General features: G+C 62.2%; 11 protein-coding genes. 2 read left to right on the forward strand and 9 right to left on the reverse strand.

Annotation, left to right across the window (positions count from 1 at the left end; all coding sequences use genetic code 11):
• The first annotated feature begins 124 nt into the window (after positions 1-124).
• Positions 125-5398, forward strand: a complete 5274-nt coding sequence (locus ABEH28_RS02515; protein WP_346628988.1) for a DUF4011 domain-containing protein — start codon at positions 125-127, stop codon at positions 5396-5398.
• 259 nt (positions 5399-5657) lie between these two features.
• Here the strand turns inward: ABEH28_RS02515 and ABEH28_RS02520 are convergent, their stop codons facing one another.
• From ABEH28_RS02520 to cynS, 6 genes are all read right to left on the reverse strand, one after another.
• A complete protein-coding gene (locus ABEH28_RS02520; protein ID WP_282371678.1) occupies positions 5658-7073 on the reverse strand; it encodes an MFS transporter in 1416 nt (471 codons plus the stop codon).
• 247 nt (positions 7074-7320) lie between these two features.
• Positions 7321-9885 (reverse strand): PAS domain-containing protein, encoded by a 2565-nt coding sequence (locus ABEH28_RS02525; RefSeq protein WP_346629189.1) that lies wholly within the window; start codon positions 9883-9885, stop codon positions 7321-7323.
• Positions 9886-10030: 145 nt separating this feature from the next.
• Positions 10031-10765, reverse strand: a complete 735-nt coding sequence (locus tag ABEH28_RS02530) for an alpha/beta fold hydrolase (RefSeq protein WP_346628989.1) — start codon at positions 10763-10765, stop codon at positions 10031-10033.
• 476 nt (positions 10766-11241) lie between these two features.
• Complete coding sequence (gene cynR / locus ABEH28_RS02535; protein ID WP_346628990.1) at positions 11242-12123, reverse strand: transcriptional regulator CynR; 882 nt, start codon at positions 12121-12123, stop codon at positions 11242-11244.
• Positions 12124-12178: 55 nt separating this feature from the next.
• On the reverse strand, positions 12179-12841 hold the full coding sequence (locus tag ABEH28_RS02540; RefSeq protein WP_346628991.1) for a carbonic anhydrase: 663 nt from the start codon (positions 12839-12841) through the stop codon (positions 12179-12181).
• Between the two features lie 120 nt (positions 12842-12961).
• The gene (gene cynS / locus ABEH28_RS02545; RefSeq protein WP_346628992.1) at positions 12962-13429 is read right to left on the reverse strand and encodes a cyanase; all 468 of its coding nucleotides are present in this window, start codon (positions 13427-13429) and stop codon (positions 12962-12964) included.
• Between the two features lie 379 nt (positions 13430-13808).
• On the opposite strand from cynS, the gene ABEH28_RS02550 reads away from it, so the two are divergent.
• Complete coding sequence (locus ABEH28_RS02550; RefSeq protein ID WP_346625727.1) at positions 13809-14150, forward strand: DUF305 domain-containing protein; 342 nt, start codon at positions 13809-13811, stop codon at positions 14148-14150.
• A 75-nt stretch (positions 14151-14225) separates the two neighbouring features.
• On the opposite strand, the gene ABEH28_RS02555 is transcribed toward ABEH28_RS02550, so the two are convergent.
• The 3 genes from ABEH28_RS02555 to ABEH28_RS02565 all read right to left on the reverse strand — a co-directional run bounded on the left by ABEH28_RS02555 (position 14226) and on the right by ABEH28_RS02565 (position 16108).
• On the reverse strand, positions 14226-14660 hold the full coding sequence (locus ABEH28_RS02555; protein ID WP_346628993.1) for a GNAT family acetyltransferase: 435 nt from the start codon (positions 14658-14660) through the stop codon (positions 14226-14228).
• 60 nt (positions 14661-14720) lie between these two features.
• Positions 14721-15350 (reverse strand): LysE family translocator, encoded by a 630-nt coding sequence (locus tag ABEH28_RS02560; protein WP_346629190.1) that lies wholly within the window; start codon positions 15348-15350, stop codon positions 14721-14723.
• A 95-nt stretch (positions 15351-15445) separates the two neighbouring features.
• Positions 15446-16108: an NAD(P)-binding domain-containing protein gene (locus ABEH28_RS02565; protein WP_346628994.1), complete on the reverse strand. Its 663-nt coding sequence runs from the start codon at positions 16106-16108 to the stop codon at positions 15446-15448.
• Positions 16109-16197 lie beyond the last annotated feature (89 nt).

A 16197-nucleotide genomic window follows, 5' to 3' on the forward strand; every position in this document is an offset into this window, starting at 1 on the left:
GCAAAATGCCCGGCGGGCTGATTGACCGATAAACACATTCACAAGCGTCGATTACTCATGGACTATAGGCGCCATTTGGCGCGCCCCTCATGGGGCCAGCGCTCGTAGCTTCAGGATCCTGTGAATGAACATCAAGATTGACGCGCTGATCGCCCGCAAGATCGGCTTCGCCTCCCACCAGAATGCCGTTCCCCTCGTGCGTGAATTGAGCCTCTGGAACCAGGAAGAAACCACCCTCGAAGACCTGGTGCTGACCCTGAGCACCGACCCGGAGTTCGTTGAAAGCCGAAGCTGGAATATTGACCGCATCCACGCCGGCGATCGCCTCGGCATCCCTGATCGCGACATCAAGCTGAACGCCGGTTACCTGTCCGGTCTGACCGAAAGCCTGAACGCCGACGTGGTGTTGCGCGTGTCCCGGGGAGAGGCGGTGCTTGTCGAACAGCGCTTCCCCACCGAGCTGCTGGCCCGCACCGAATGGGGCGGGTTGAGCGCGATGCCGGAACTGCTCGCCGCGTTCTGCATGCCCAATGACCCCGCAGTGGACCGGGTGCTCAAAGCCGCCTCTCAAGTCCTGCGCCGTGCCGGCAAGAAAGACGGCATCGACGGCTACGAAAGCAAATCCCGCACGCGCACCTGGGAACTGGCTTCCGCCATCTGGTCGGGGGTGTGCAGCTTTCAACTGAGCTATGCGTTGCCACCCGCCAGTTTCGAGCAGCAGGGCCAGAAGATCAGGCCACCGAGCGTGGTGCTGGAAAACGGCGTCGCGACCTGCCTCGACACCGCGTTGCTGTTTGCGGCCGCGCTGGAGCAGGCCGGCCTGAATGCTCTGTTGGTCATGACCAAGGGCCATGCGTTCGCCGGCGTCTGGTTGCAGCCTCAGGAATTTTCACAGTTGCTGACCGATGAAGCATCGGCCGTGCGCAAGCGTCTCGACCTGAAAGAAATGCTGGTGTTCGAGACGACCCTCGCGACCCAGGCGCCCGCGCCAAGTTTTTCCCGGGCGGTGGCCGCCGCCGAACGCGAGCTCGACGATGAGCAATTCATCATGGCCATCGACGTGCACCGCGCCCGGATGCAGAAGATTCGTCCGATGGCGCTGGTGTCAGCGGTTGTTCCAGTCGATGGCGCCGAGGAAGCACCGGCCGTGGCGGAAGGGCTGGAAGAAGCGCCGTCGCTGCCGGGCTTCGATGTCGAGATCAATGAAGACGCCACGGGCCCGGCCGGAAAACTCACCCTGTGGCAACGCAAACTGCTCGATCTGACCACCCGGAATCGTCTGCTGCATTTGCCGGACAGCGCCAAGGGCGTGCGACTGCTGTGCCCCGATCCGGCGGCCCTTGAAGACCTGCTCTCCAGCGGTCAGCGCATTCGCGTGGTGGTCGTCCCCGATTTGAAAAGCAGCGGCCGCGATGAGGCCCTGTATGAACAGCAGAACAACGAAAGCCTGGTCGACGAGGTGGCCCGTCAGGCGCTGGCGCGCGGCGAAGTCCTGGCCAGTCTGGAGAAGGTCAAGCTGGAAGCCACGCTGATCGACCTGTTCCGCAAGGCCCGCAGCGATATCGAGGAAGGCGGTGCCAACACGCTGTTCCTGGCCATCGGCTTCCTGAAGTGGAAGAAAAGCGCTGACGACCCGAAAACCTATTCCGCGCCGCTGATTCTGTTGCCGGTGAAGCTTGAACGTAAAAGCGCCTTGTCCGGGGTCACCCTGAGCCTGCTTGACGAAGAACCGCGTTTCAACCTGACCTTGCTTGAGCTGCTGCGCCACGACTTCGAGCTGGTGATTCCCGGGCTGGACGGTGAGCTGCCCAGCGATGGCAGCGGCATTGATGTGGCCGGGATCTGGAACAGTGTGCGCCGGGCGGTGCGCGATGTACCCGGCTTCGAGGTCAGCACCGAGCTGGTGCTGGGCACCTTCTCGTTTGCCAAATACCTGATGTGGAAAGACCTGAACGCCAACGCGGCGCAGCTGCTGCAAAGCCCTCTGGTCAAGCATCTGCTGGACCCCGACGCAGCGGGTGAAGGCTTTTCCGGTTCGGCCGAATTTCCCCGCCCCGAGCGTCTGGATGCGACCGTCACGCCGGCGCAGCTGTTCGCCCCCTTGCCGGCCGACTCGTCGCAAGTGGCCGCGGTGGTGGCGTCGGCCAACACCCACAGTTTCGTCATGGACGGGCCACCCGGCACCGGCAAATCCCAGACCATCGCCAACATGATCGCCCACAACCTGGCCCTCGGCCGGCGTGTGCTGTTCGTGGCAGAGAAACGCGCCGCCCTTGACGTGGTGTTTCGTCGTTTGGCTGAAAAGGGCCTTGGCGAGTTCTGTCTGGAGCTGCATTCCAGCAAGGCGTCCAAGGTTGAAGTGCTCAAGCAGCTGGACCGCGCCTGGGACGTGAGTGAGGCCCTGAGCGCCGAAGAATGGGAACGTGAAGCCGCCCGGTTGCAGACCCTGCGCTCACGGCTCAACCAGTTGGTCGATGTGCTGCACCGACGCTGGGATAACGGCCTGACCCTTCATCAGTCCATCGGCCGGGTGGTTCGCGACCACAGCCCTCAGACGCCAAGGCTAGGCTGGGAAACGGGCACGCAACACGATGGAACCGAGTACGCCGGGTTGCTGGATCTCGCCCGTCGCCTGGGGCTCAACGGCAGCGCCGCCCGCGACCTGTCAGGCAAGTTCGGCGCCCTGGCGCAGACGCAATGGTCGAACGCCTGGCAGGCACAGATCGCCAGCGTTGCCCGCGAGATCCCTCAGGCCCTTGATCAGTTGAATGCCGCCAGCGAGCGGCTTCTGGGTCTGACCCACGTGCCGTTGCCGGTTGCTGAAGTGGCGCAGGTCCAGCAGCTGCATGACCTGGCTGCCCTGATTCTTGAATCCCACGGGCTGAACCTGTCATTTGCCTTTGCACCCGATGCTGCCGCGCGCATCGAAGCAGCCCGGCGCAGTTGCCAATTGATCGAGAGCTATCGGGAGCTTGAAGAAACCCTGTCCCTGGATTACGCCGATGAAGCGTGCCGTCGTGTGCCGGTCACGCAACTGCGCACCGAGTGGCATGAAGCCGAGGGCAAGTTCTGGTTTCTGGCGACGTTTGCCGAGAAAAAGGTGGCGAAGAAGCTGGCCTCTCTGGGTGGCGCGGCGGGCCTGCCGGACACCTTGGGCGACCTCGCCATTTTTGAACGCCTGCAGGCTCAGCTACTGGAGCTGGACGGGTTGGCCAGCGACATGCAATCGATGCCCGGCTGGAAAGGCATGACCAGCGACCCGGTGCGAACGCTGCAGGCCGTGACCTTGGCCGAGCGTCTGCGCGGCATGCTGATCGGGCTGGCGGAATCACCCGAGCACTTGGTTGCCTTGCGCGGCGCCGTGGCGCGTCTGGTGATCGAGGCGAACGACATGTTGGCGCCGAGCGGCCAAATCGCTTCCGCCTGCTTGACGTTGCAGCAGGCGCTGTCGCGCTTTGAGGAAGCGGCGCGGTCGTTCGCCGGCCTAGCCGGCACGGCCACCGAGACTCACCCGAGCGTGGCCGTTCTTCGGACCACGTCACTCGCCATCCAGCAGCACGAAGAGCAGCTCAAGGCGTGGTGCGACTGGTGCCGGGTGCGCCAACAGGCAACTGAGGCCGGCCTGGCCACTCTGGCTCAGGCACTGGAAACCGGCAGCCTGTTGCCGTCCGCTGCAGAGGACACCTTCGTCACGGCTTATGCCCACTGGTTCGCGACCCAGGGCATCGACGGCGAACCCTTGCTGCGCAATTTCGTGGCGGCCGAGCACATGAGCGACATCGGCGCCTTCGTGCGTCTGGACGACGAGCTGGCGAAACTGACCGTGCGCTATATACGTGCCAAGCTCTGCGGCTTGATTCCGTCCAAGAATGACATTCCCAAGAGCAGCGGCTTCGCCATCCTCAAGCACGAATTGCAGAAGTCGCGCCGGCACAAACCGGTCCGGCAGCTGGCGATTGAGATGGGCGATGCGCTGAATCGCCTGGCCCCTTGCATGCTCATGAGCCCCTTGTCGATTGCGCAGTTCCTGCCCGCCGACCAGCCGCCGTTCGATCTGGTGATCTTCGATGAGGCGTCGCAAATCGCGCCGTGGGACGCCATCGGTTCGATTGCCCGGGGCAAGCAGGTGATCATCGCCGGTGATCCTCGGCAGATGCCGCCGACCAACTTCTTCAACCGTGGCCCGAATGCCGGCGACGACGACACCGCCGAAGACATGGAAAGCATCCTCGACGAATGCCTGGGGGCAGGGGTGCCGAGTCACAGTCTGAGCTGGCACTACCGCAGTCGCCATGAAAGCCTGATTGCCTTCTCCAATCACCGTTACTACGACAGCAATCTGATCACTTTCCCGGCCGCGGAAACCCGCGCCAGCGCCGTCGAGTGGCGCAAGGTCGAGGGCGTGTACGCCAAGGGCAAGGGGCGTTACAACCAGGCCGAAGCCCAGGCCATCGTCGATGAAACCGTCAAGCGTCTCACCGACCCTGCGTTTGTGGCGGCGGGGTATTCCATCGGCATCATCACCCTCAACTCCGACCAGCAGAAACTGATCAACGACCTGCTGGACGCGGCCCGCAAGCAATACCCGCAGATCGAGCCGTTCTTCCAGGACACCCAGACCGAGCCGGTGGTGGTCAAGAACCTGGAAACCGTCCAGGGCGACGAGCGTGACCTGATCATGCTCGGCATTGGTTATGGCCCCACCGAAGCGGGTGCGCCGGTGATGTCGATGAACTTCGGGCCGCTCAACAAGGACGGCGGATGGCGCCGGCTCAACGTCGCCATCACCCGGTCCCGCCGGGAGATGCTGGTGTTCACCTCGTTCGATCCGTCGATGATCGACCTCAACCGCACCAATGCCCGCGCTGTACGCGATCTGAAGCACTTCATCGAGTTCGCCCAGCGCGGCCCGAAAGCGCTGGCCGAGGCGGTTCAGGGCTCGGTGGGCGGTTACGACTCGCCGTTCGAAGAAGCCGTCGCGCAAGGGCTGAGGCGTTTGGGCTGGCAGGTCGTTCCGCAGATCGGCGTGTCACGTTTCCGCATCGATCTGGGCATCGTTCACCCGGACCGCCCGGGCGATTACCTGGCGGGGGTTGAGTGCGACGGCGCCACGTATCACAGCGCTGCCACGGCGCGGGATCGGGACAAAGTGCGCGGGGCGATTCTCACCGGCCTGGGCTGGAACCTGCTGCGGCTGTGGTCCACCGACTGGTGGGTGGATAAAGAAGGGGCGTTGCAGAAGCTGCACGTGGCGCTGAACGACCTGCTGGCTGAATCGCGACGGGACGGCGCTGCCGAACGGGCCGATGAGGCCGTCACCGCGCCGCTCCTGGTCGACTTCACAGCGTTACCGGAACCTGAGGCTAACGACGAGGTGAATGAAACCCCGATTGGTTAGATTGATCTCCGGGGCCCGTCTTAGCAGACTCTGGTTTTACTTGCTCAATGCTGGCGGCCAGTCGAGGTGACAGAGGCGCTGATCGTCAGCATCTCACTGACCGCACGCGGTCTTTCAGTGGGACCGGCTTCAGCCGGGAAGAGGCCAGTGCAAGCGCCCGCAATTTTGCGGCGTGTCCCCTGACGCTTTCCCGGCTAAAGCCGGTCCCACATTGTTGCCTCAGCCCCGGTTTATGGGGGGCCTGGCTTCGTCCGACTGGTTAAAGGTCAGTGATCTCTTTGTGGCGCGGTACCAGCGTCTTCATCACACTCCACGCCACCAGGTAGGCGAGGGCGCAGATCGCGAACATGATCATGTAGCCGGTGTGAATGTCGTTGATCGACTTGTAGTAGTCGAACACCCAGCCGCCGATCTTGGTCATGACCACGCCGCCCAGGCCGCCCGCCATGCCACCGATGCCGACCACAGAGGCCACGGTTTTCTGCGGAAACATGTCGGAGACGGTGGTGAAGATGTTGCAAGACCACGCCTGGTGCGCGGATGCGCCGATGCCGATTAAAAGGACGGGCACCCAAAAGCTGATATAGCCGAACGGTTGCGCCAGCAGCACCACCAGCGGGAACAGCGCGATTACCAGCATGGCTTTCATGCGGCCGTCATAAGGCTTGTCACCGCGAGCCATGAAGTAGCTCGGGAACCAGCCGCCGCCAATGCTGCCGACCATGGTCATGCTGTACAGCACGAACAGCGGCAGCACGATGGCCTGGCCTTTCATCCCGTACTGCGCCGACAGGTAGGTCGGCAGCCAGAACAGGAAAAACCACCACACGCCGTCGGTCATGAACTTGCCGAAGGCAAACGCCCACGTCTGGCGATAGGTGAGCAGTTTGAACCAGGAGACCTTGACCGCAGGCGCGCCCGGCAGCGGGGCCGCCTTGACGTGCTCAACCTCGTCACTACGGATATAGGCCAGTTCTTCAGCCGTCAGGCGTTTTTGCTGATCCGGCTTTTCGTACAGCGCCATCCACACGCCCAGCCAGACAAAACCCAGCAGGCCGACCACGATGAACGCCGATTCCCAGCCCCAGAATGCCGCGATCAGTGGCACGCAAATGGGCGCCGTGATCGCGCCAACGTTGGCGCCGGAGTTGAAGATGCCGGTGGCGAACGAGCGCTCTTTTTTCGGGAAGTATTCGGCGACCGCTTTGATCGCAATCGGAAAGTTACCGGCCTCGCCAACCGCCAGCACGGCCCGTGACAGCATGAAACCGGCAATGGACACCGGAATGGCGGCGAATCCCAGGGCGGTGGTGATCGCGCCAATGCCTTGTCCCAGCGGCACTGCAAACGCGTGCATGACCGCGCCGGTGGACCAGACACTGATGGCCACCACGAAAGCGGTTTTGGTGCCAATCCTGTCGACCAGACGCCCGGCGAAAATCATCGAGATCGCATAGACGAACTGAAACACCGACGCGATGTTGGCATAGTCGGTGTTGCTCCAGCCAAACGTCGTGGACAGCTCCGGTGCCAGCAGGCTGAGCACCTGACGGTCCAGGTAGTTGACTGTGGTGGCGAAAAACAGCAGCGCGCAGATCGTCCAGCGGTATTTGCCGACGGACCGGGTGGCCGCCTGGGTAATGCTTTGGGGGTGGGTAGACTCGTTCGGGATCATGGCATCACTTTTTTATTATTGGGGTTATCGATTGTGATCGTCTGTCGTCGTACAACGCTGTAGGTATAGCGAGCGTTTCAGCAGGCTGTCAATGTTTGCACGCGAAACATCGCCGCCCCATGCTCATCAGGCTTCAGATGTCACCCGGGGGAGGCGCTGGCTTTTCGGAAAAACCGTGAGGTGTGGCCCAAAGGTCCGCGTCAGCCTGATCGGGTCATGCCGCCGGGCTGACTATCAGATCGGCCTATCAGATCGGCGTGTTCATGAGTTCACGCACGCGGGCGGCCAGTGTCTCGATGCCGAAAGGCTTGATGAGCACATGCATGCCAGGCTCGAGCTGGCCGGCACCGATCGCCGCCCCCTCCGCGTAGCCGGTGATGAACAATGTCCGCAGGCCCGGACGCACCAGGCGCGCAGCGTCTGCCATCTGGCGTCCGTTCATGCCACCGGGCAGGCCTACATCGGTGACGAGCATGTCGATGCGCATGTCGGAGCGAAGCAGATTCAGGCCACTGGCACTGTCCGTCGCTTCCAAGAGGGTGTAGCCGAGTTCAGCCAGGACCTCGGTCACCAGCATGCGCACCGTGGGTTCATCATCGACGACCAGAATTGTTTCGCCGATGCCCGCTGTCGAGGCCGCGGCATCTGGTTCGTACAGCTCATTTACGCTGGGCGTTCCGTGGTAGCGGGGGAGGTAGATGGACAGCGTGGTCCCTTGTCCGACCACCGAGGCGATACGAACCTGCCCCCCGGATTGCTTGGCGAAACCATAAATCATCGAGAGGCCCAGGCCAGTGCCCTGGCCGATGGGTTTGGTGGTGAAGAAGGGGTCGAAAGCCTTCGCCACGACGTTGGCTGGCATGCCCGTTCCGGTGTCGGTCACGCTGAGGGTCAGGTATTCGCCCTCGGGGACCTCCAGCAGCGGTGCTTCCGCTGTTCCCACGAACTGACAGCGGGTTTCGATGGTAATGCTGCCGCCGTCCTGCATGGCGTCCCGCGAGTTGATGCACAGATTCAACAGCGCGTTTTCCAGCTGGCTCGCGTCAACCAATGCCACGCAGCTGTCCGGCGAGCCAACGGTCTGCACGCTGATGCTGGGGCCTACGGTGCGCTGGATCAGCTCGGTCATGCCCTCGACAAGGCTGTTGATCTCGGTGGGCCGGGGATCCAGGGTTTGCTGGCGGGAGAACGCCAGTAATCGGTGGGTCAGTGCAGCCGCCCGTTTGGTCGCGCCCTGTGCCGTCGTCAGGTAGCGTTCGACATCCGTCAGACGACCTTGAGCAAACCGCGCACTCAACAACTCCAGCGAGCCCGAGATGCCCGCGAGCAAGTTATTGAAGTCATGGGCAAGCCCGCCCGTGAGTTGCCCAACGGCTTCCATTTTCTGTGACTGGCGCAGCTTTTCCTCGGTCTGCATCAGCGCGGCGGTGCGTTCCGCCACACGCTGTTCCAGGGTCTCATTAAGGGTACGCAGGGCCGCGGTTGCCAGGTCGCGCTGGGCTTCGACCGAACGCCGCTCCTCGACGTCGATCAGCACGCCCGGAAAGCTGAGGGGAACACCGTCCTCGCTGAAGTTGACGCGCCCGTTTGCCTCGATCCAGTAGTATTTGCCGTCCGCCCGACGGACCCGGTATTGATGGGCGTAGGCGCCGCCGCGACGGATGGCCTCGTCGATTGCCGTCATCAGGCCCGCCCGGTCTTCCGGATGCACGGTCGCCACCACTTGTTCAAGGCTGAGGCCTTCGTAACCCAGCATCGGGTCGAGGCCGAAGGCCCGGGCGAACGCTTCATCGACGGTGAAACTGTTGCTGGGCAAGTCCCAGTGCCAGGTGCCGAAAATGGCCCCGGCGGCCAGAGCCAGCTGCACCCGCTCGACGTTCGCGCGGGCGATGGCTTCGCTCTGGCGCAGACGCTCCTCGGCATCACGCCGCCCCGTCACGTCGTTGAAGATGATCGCAATCTGACATTCGGCGGGATCGCCAACGGGGACGGCGCGCACGTCAAACCAGCGCTGAAAGGCTTTGGCGTAGCTTTCGAAGGTCGCCGGCACGCGGGTTTTGGCAACCCGTCCATAGGTATCGAACCAGAATTGTTCCAGGTCCGGGGCAAACTCCCTGACCCATTTACCGCGCAGGTTGACCCCGGCCTCACGTTCGAAGGCCGGGTTGGCTTCGAGGAAGCAATAGTCGATCGGGTAGTCATTGGCATCGAACTTGACCTGAACGATGGCAAAGGCGGCTTCGACCGTTTCCAGAATCGTCCTGAAACGCTCCTCGCTCTGCCGCAGTGCAGCCTCGGTGTCACGAATCGGCGTGAGGTCGAGCATCGCGCCGATCATGCGCACCGCGTTGCCTTGAATATCGCGGATGACGTGCCCACGGTCGAGGACCTGAGCGTAGGTGCCGTCCACCCGGCGAAACCGATACTCCTCACTCCAGCCGGTCTGCCTGCCGTCGATCACATCATGGATCGAGGCGACGATGCGCTGCCTGTCATCGGGGTGAATCTGCGCAATCCACCAGTCGCCGGTCATTTCGACCGTGGCGAGCGGATGCCCGTAGACCCGTTCCAGGGCGTCGTTCCACAGGACATGGTTTTCCTTGAGGTCCCAGTCCCAGATCGCATCGTTGGTGGCTTTTACCGCGAGGCGGTAGCGGACCTGAGCGTCTTCGATCGCTTGCTCGGCAACCTCTTCGGCGGCGCGCTCGGCCGTGTGGTCGAGCGAGCCGGCGACATCGTTCGGTCGTGTGCCGGTGCACAGGCTGTCCAGCCTCATGGCTTCACTTTTCTTCAACGCCGACCGCAACTGCATGACTTCAGCCTCGAGGGCTTCCCGGGTCAAATGCTTCAAGTTTCCACCTGCAAACGTAACGTTATGACCTGAGGTCGGAGGTGCGCCATGCTCCCTCCGGGACTGCGCCAGCCGGCTGATCCAGCACGTATCGGCGGCCAGCGTTTTACGCTGCATGCTGGCAGAATGCAATTTGGCTTCCAGAAAAGACTCGGGCGGCAAGACAAAGGTTCCGGCGCCGGGAATGATTCGCCAGGCCGGTATGGGGTATTTGTTCAGTTCGGGGCTGAGCTTTTAGTTTGCTGACAGCTGCGCATCGCCTGCGTCCCACCCGCCGCCCAGCGCCCGGAAGGTCGCGACGGCAGCGCGGGCGTCGTTGGCGTTGAGCTGGGCCATTTGATCGCGGGCCCTCAGCAGTTCGCCCCGGGAGGCAGCGGGTGGTTTGGGCAAACAGCTCGATCAGTTCCGGCAGGCGCGCGGCGGGGGTGGCGCCGTACAGCGTGTTCAGCAGGCACAAGCCATGAACGTTCTCGGGATGCTCCAACGCGAAATTGATCGCGGCAGGGCCTGCGGCATCGTGGGCAACCGGGACGATTTTGCCCAGCTGCAGGCCCTCGACCACCGCCTGCAAATCGCCCAATTGCTGCCTGAAGCTGTAAACCGCGCCGTCGTGTTTGTCCGAAGCACCAAAGCCCAGAAAATCAAAGGTCACCACGCTACGGCCAGCGAGGGTCAGGTGAGGCACCAGACCGTCGTAGATGTGCAGGTTGTCGGGAAAGCCGTGCATCAACACAAAAGCCGGCCCGGTGCCTGGGTAGTGCCGCGCATACAGCCGACCGTCCTCGCGGGCAATCCAGTGTTCGGTGTAGGGCGTGGCCAGGGGCTTGTCAGAAATGCTCATCAGAAATCCTCACGGTTAAAGGTGCAGCCGAGCATGGCCGGGGCCTGTCGAGGCCCGCGTTCATCGATCAACGCAGCGACTACGGGTGGGGCACCCCGGGGTTGGCCGGTGCCGATGTGAGACAGGATGCGGCTCTTGGATGATGGTCACAATGTCATTGATCCCACCTTTTCGGACACAGCTTTCACGGGCGTCGCGGGAGCAGTGGCCTCCGCGAATTTCCTTCTCCATCCATTGCTCCTGCCTGCCCCTGCGCGCTTCGATGGCCTCCTGGCAATAGGGTTTTCTGGGGATTTCAACTGCCGCGCTACGGCCCCGCGTACCCTCGTAGGACTGGCTTTAGCCGGGAACGCGTTGGGCGTTACGCTACAGACGGATGACATGCACACTGGTCTCTTCCCGGCTAAAACCGGTCCTACGAAAAGCACCGCGTATAGCCGCCAGGACCGGCTTTGGCCGGCAAGGGGCGTCTGGCGCTAATCAGCCATCCGCCCCAGCACCAGCGCCATGAACGCCACCGACGCTGCGCTGTGGTAGTTGTTCTTGCGGCGCAGGAGCGATGCGCCGCGTTGGGGCGCCGTGTCGGTCAGTGGGAGGGTGTGCAGTCCGCGGTCTCGCGTGGCAATCGGCTCGGGGAGAAGGGTCGCCACCGGCGTGTGGCGGATCACCTCAAGCAGGGTGGCTACCGAGTTGACTTCGATCACCACCCTGGGCGTGATGCCCGCGCGGGCGAAATAGCCGTCGATGCAGGTCCGGGTTGCGAAGTCCGCTGTCAGCAGCGCGAAATCCAGGTCCGCCACCTGAGCGGCGGTCAGCGGGCTCGGTGAGTGGTACAAGGGGTGATCCCGGCCCACCATCAACCCCAGGGTTTCGACAAATGCCGGGATGCACTCGATGTCGGGGTTGCGCACCTGATCGAACGCGATGGCGATGTCCAGCGAATCATCGGCCAGCCCCCTCTCGATGTCGCCCATGGACAGCTCGCAAATGTCCAGATGGATGTTCGGGAACCGCGCGGCGTAGTCACGCACCAGCGGGCCGACCAGATACGCCATGAACGTCGGGGTCATGGCCAGGCGCAGTCTGCCCCGGGACAGATCCTTGACGTCGTGCAACGCGCGCTTGCCCGCCGCCAGTTCCACCAGCACCCGCCGCGCGCATTCGATATACGCCAGGCCTGCGTCGGTGGGTTTGACCGTGCGAGAGGTGCGGTCGAAGAGGCTCACCCCGAGGCTCTCTTCGAGCTGGCGGATCTGCTGCGACAGCGTCGGCTGCGAGACATGCAGCACGTCCGCTGCACGGGTGAAACCTCCGTGGTCGGCGACCGCCAACAGGTAACGCAGGTGTCGTAACAGCATGGGATTGATTACCAGGGGCAAGGACAGACCGGGTGAGTGTACGTCCCGCCTCGCCTCATGCGGCGGCATTTGCCTGGCGAGCGTGCACGGCGCAGGTCGAAGGGTGATCCAGCAACGACTTGAAGCTGCGGTTATCGGCGTCCAGGGCGTCGATCGAGCCAGTCTCGATGTCGTAGACCCAGCCGTGCAGATTCAACAGATTTTTGTCCTGGGCCAGGCGCACGCTGGGGTGGGTTTGCAGATTGGCCAGTTGCGCGATGACGTTTTCGCGCACCATCGAACCCACCTTTGCCGCTTCGCTGATGTGAACCCGCGACTCGTTGATGACCTTCGCCGAGGCCGCATGCTCCAGCCAGCCGGCCACTGCGGGCAGGTGATTCATGCAAGTGCACTTGGCGACCGCCGTCATCGCACCGCAATCGGAATGGCCGCAAATCACGATGTCGGTCACGCCCAACACGGCGACGGCGTATTCAACGGTGGCCGACACGCCGCCCGGGTGCGGGCTGTAAGACGGCACGATGTTGCCGGCGTTGCGGATCACGAACAGCTCGCCGGGTTCCTGCTGGGTCAGCAGCTCCGGCACCACGCGGCTGTCCGAACAGGTGATGAACAGCGTGCCGGGATGCTGGGTCGTCGCCAGGTGCTTGAACAGATCGGTGCGTTGTGGAAACACTTCTTTCTGAAACTTTAAAAGACCGTCGATGAGTGCCTTCATGATGTATTCCTCTCTCCCTCATTCCACGTAAGTTGTGATCAGTGAGTTCAAACGCTGCCCTTGAGTAGTTTGAAGCGGGCCCGCCGTTGCGGCGGGCCCACGTCTCTGCGCGGGTGCAACTTAGAACGGACGCAGTGGGAGGAACTTGCCGTCCAGGGTAATCACTGCACGATGGCCGCCTTCAGGGTCTTCAACTTTCTTCATGTCCAGTTTGAAGTTGATCGCGCTGATGATGCCGTCGCCGAATTGTTCGTGGACCAGCGCTTTGAGGGTGGTGCCATAGATCTGGATCATCTCGTAAAAGCGGTAGATGGTCGGGTCGGTAGGCACGCCGCCAAGGCTGCCCCGCAACGGGATGATCTGCAGGCGGGCAACGGCGTCGTCGTTCAGCTCAAGCTTCTCGCCAATCACTTTCGCCGCATCGGCCGGCAGCGGGTGCTGGCCCAATAGCGCGGCGGTGACATAGGCCAGGCCCAGGCCGGTGCCGTCGGTCAGGTCCTGGAAGGACAGGTTCTTGCGCTGTTTGGCCTCGAGGATTTCGGCGGTGAGTGCGAGGCTGGTGTCGTTGTAGGCGTGGGACTGCGTCATGGTTTTCTCCTGGCGATGGTTGGACTTGCCGGTTGATGATGCTGATGTGGGTGGTGAGGCGTGGAGCAATCATCTTCCCATCCGCCGATAGCGTCCAAGACCGATAAACAATCCTTCGCATAACCGCTGCCTATGGATCCGCGCCAGCGTGGCCACGGCTTTCAGGCTCTGGCTCAGTCCCCTCGAAATCGGTTGCCGATCGTGATGCGAAAGTGCTCGACCAGAAAAAATCCACGAACACCCGGGTTTTCGGCTCAAGGATGCATTCGGGCATTGAACGATGTGTTTTAAACGGCAATCGAGAATGCGCTTGACCTTGCCGCAATGGAAAGGTCTAGCGTGACGGCTTCGTTTCTACCCTCATCCAGGATGCTTCGTCATGAAAAAGATTGCCGCCGTTGTCAGCGTCATTGCTCTGCTTTCCGTAACCGCCGTCAGGGCCGACCAGACGGAGGACGTCAAACAGATGCATGAGGCCTACCAGCAATCGATGGGCGCCATGAAAGACGACATGCACCACGGCATGATGAGTGACGACCCCGATGTGGCGTTTGCGGCCGGCATGCTGCCGCACCACGAAGGCGCGGTGGAGATGGCCAAGATCGAGCTGAAATACGGCAAGGATCCGGAGATGCTGGAGCTGGCGCGCAAGATTGTGGCGGCGCAGGCAGCGGAAATCACGCAGATGAAGAATTGGCTGAAGGCGCATCCGGCTCAGTAAGGTCGCTAAGTTCTGCGCCCCCGACCAGGCGCGCAGACAACGGGGCAGGGCAAGGAGGTCGCTGCGTCGAACGCATCAATGGGTGATGTTCGATTCGATTTTCTTGCCCATGCTGATGCGCGGTTCGGTTGAGTACCCCATAGACTCATAGAACGCCTGGACGCTTGCATTGGTGCTGACGATCTGCAGGTTGATTTTCATGCACCCCCGCACTGTCAGGGCGTGCTCTGCATGACGAACCAGCTGCATGCCTACGCCATTTCTGCGATGAGACGGGTGCACCGCCACCGCATACAGCCATCCACGATGACCGTCGTACCCGGCCAGGACGGTCCCCACCACCTCGGTGTTCGTCAGGGCAACAAAAAAGAGGCCGTCCGATACAGCCAGCTTTTTGTCGATGGCGAGGCCGGGCGTGTTATGGGCGGTTTCGTAGCCGAACACGGTGTCCCAGAGTTCGATCACGGCCTGGCGATGAAGCGTGTCCGAATAGTCAGTGATGGCAGCCATGGTGAGGCTCCTTATTCAGCGGACTGGGAGGTGAGACTTTCTACGCTGGCAACCGCCACCTTATCTTCCCGAAACCAGTGCCAGCCGACAGGCCAATCCCAGAAAGACCGCACCCAGTACTTGATTAAGGCGCTTGGCAATGCGGGCATTGGTCGCCAGCGTGTGCCCGATTTTACTGGCGAGGAGTATCACTGCGCCGTTCACCAGCAATCCGATGACGTTCAAAACCGTGGCGAATATCAGCATCTGCGCGACCAGCGAAGCTTTCGCCGGATCAACGAACTGCGGGAACAACGCCAACACGAACAGTGCCATTTTTGGGTTGAGCAGATTGGTCACGACTCCCTGCCGAAAGATACTCAGAAGGGGCGTGGCTGCGAGGTCCGTATCTGCACGCAGCGGCGATGGGGCGCTGAACGCTTTCCAGGCGAGAAAAACCAGATAGGCAGCCCCCGCGAACCGCACCGCGTCGTAGGCAGCGGGGACATTGATCAACAATTGCGACAATCCGAGCGCGGCAGCCAGCGCGTGACAATAGGTGCCCACCTGAATGCCCGCCAGCGAAACGAAACCGGATGCTCTGCCCTGACTCATGCTTCGCGATGCAATCAACAGCATGTCCGGCCCCGGTGTCAGCGTAAGCGCCAGGCAGGCGCCAGCGAAAAGCAGCAATACTGAAAGATCGATCATCAAGTTCCTTCCCGAGGCAATACGAACGGCATGTGCAGGCACGCATGTTACCGGAAGGTGGCGCTGGCTGAAGGTCCTTTTCGGGATGACGCCATTCAGTGGCGCCACGAGCCATGGGGCAGCTCCACGTGCCTTTCAGCCCCGGCCAGCGCAACTTTCAGCGCCTCCCGGTTTAATGGAACGCAGTAGGCGGGTTTGGCCCGTTCGAATCGCCAGCTTTCGTCGAGGTTACCCGCGTCGACCGCGTCGAATCCCACCTCGTCCAGCAGCTGTATGGCCAGCGCTTTCGCTGCAGGGTCATCGGCGGCCACCGGCAGTGCGCGTCGGTCGTGCGCCGTACCTGGCCGAGCATCCCGGATGAGGTCATCCGCCAGGATCGCATTGAACACCTTGACCACGCTGGCGCCAGGCAAATGCTCGGCGAGCAGCCTGCTGGTGGTGGTCTCACACCTGTCGAGCGCCGGGAAAGAGCCGTCCCGTTCGGGGTAGTAGTTATTGGCATCCAGCACCGTTTTACCGGCAAGCCATTTAGCTGAAAGGGTGGGGTAGTGCTTGAAGGGAATGGCGACCAGGACCACATCGCCAAAGGCAGCAGCGTCCTCAATCGTGCCGATCCGGACGCCGGGTATCTGGACGAGCAGGCCGTTCAGGGTCTGTGGGCCACGTGAGTTGCTGAGCATGACTTCATGACCTGCGGCGATGACCCGTTGCGCCACTGCCTGGCCGATAAAGCCTGCCCCGATGATGCCTATGCGCATGTGACTGCTCCCGATGGTTTGCAAGAGCCGCCATGATGATTGCGAACCAGCTGCAGATAAATGATCATCAGGCACTTAGTCTCCCCACC

Source organism: Pseudomonas sp. Ps21-P2, from assembly GCF_039672565.1.
Taxonomy (GTDB): domain Bacteria; phylum Pseudomonadota; class Gammaproteobacteria; order Pseudomonadales; family Pseudomonadaceae; genus Aquipseudomonas.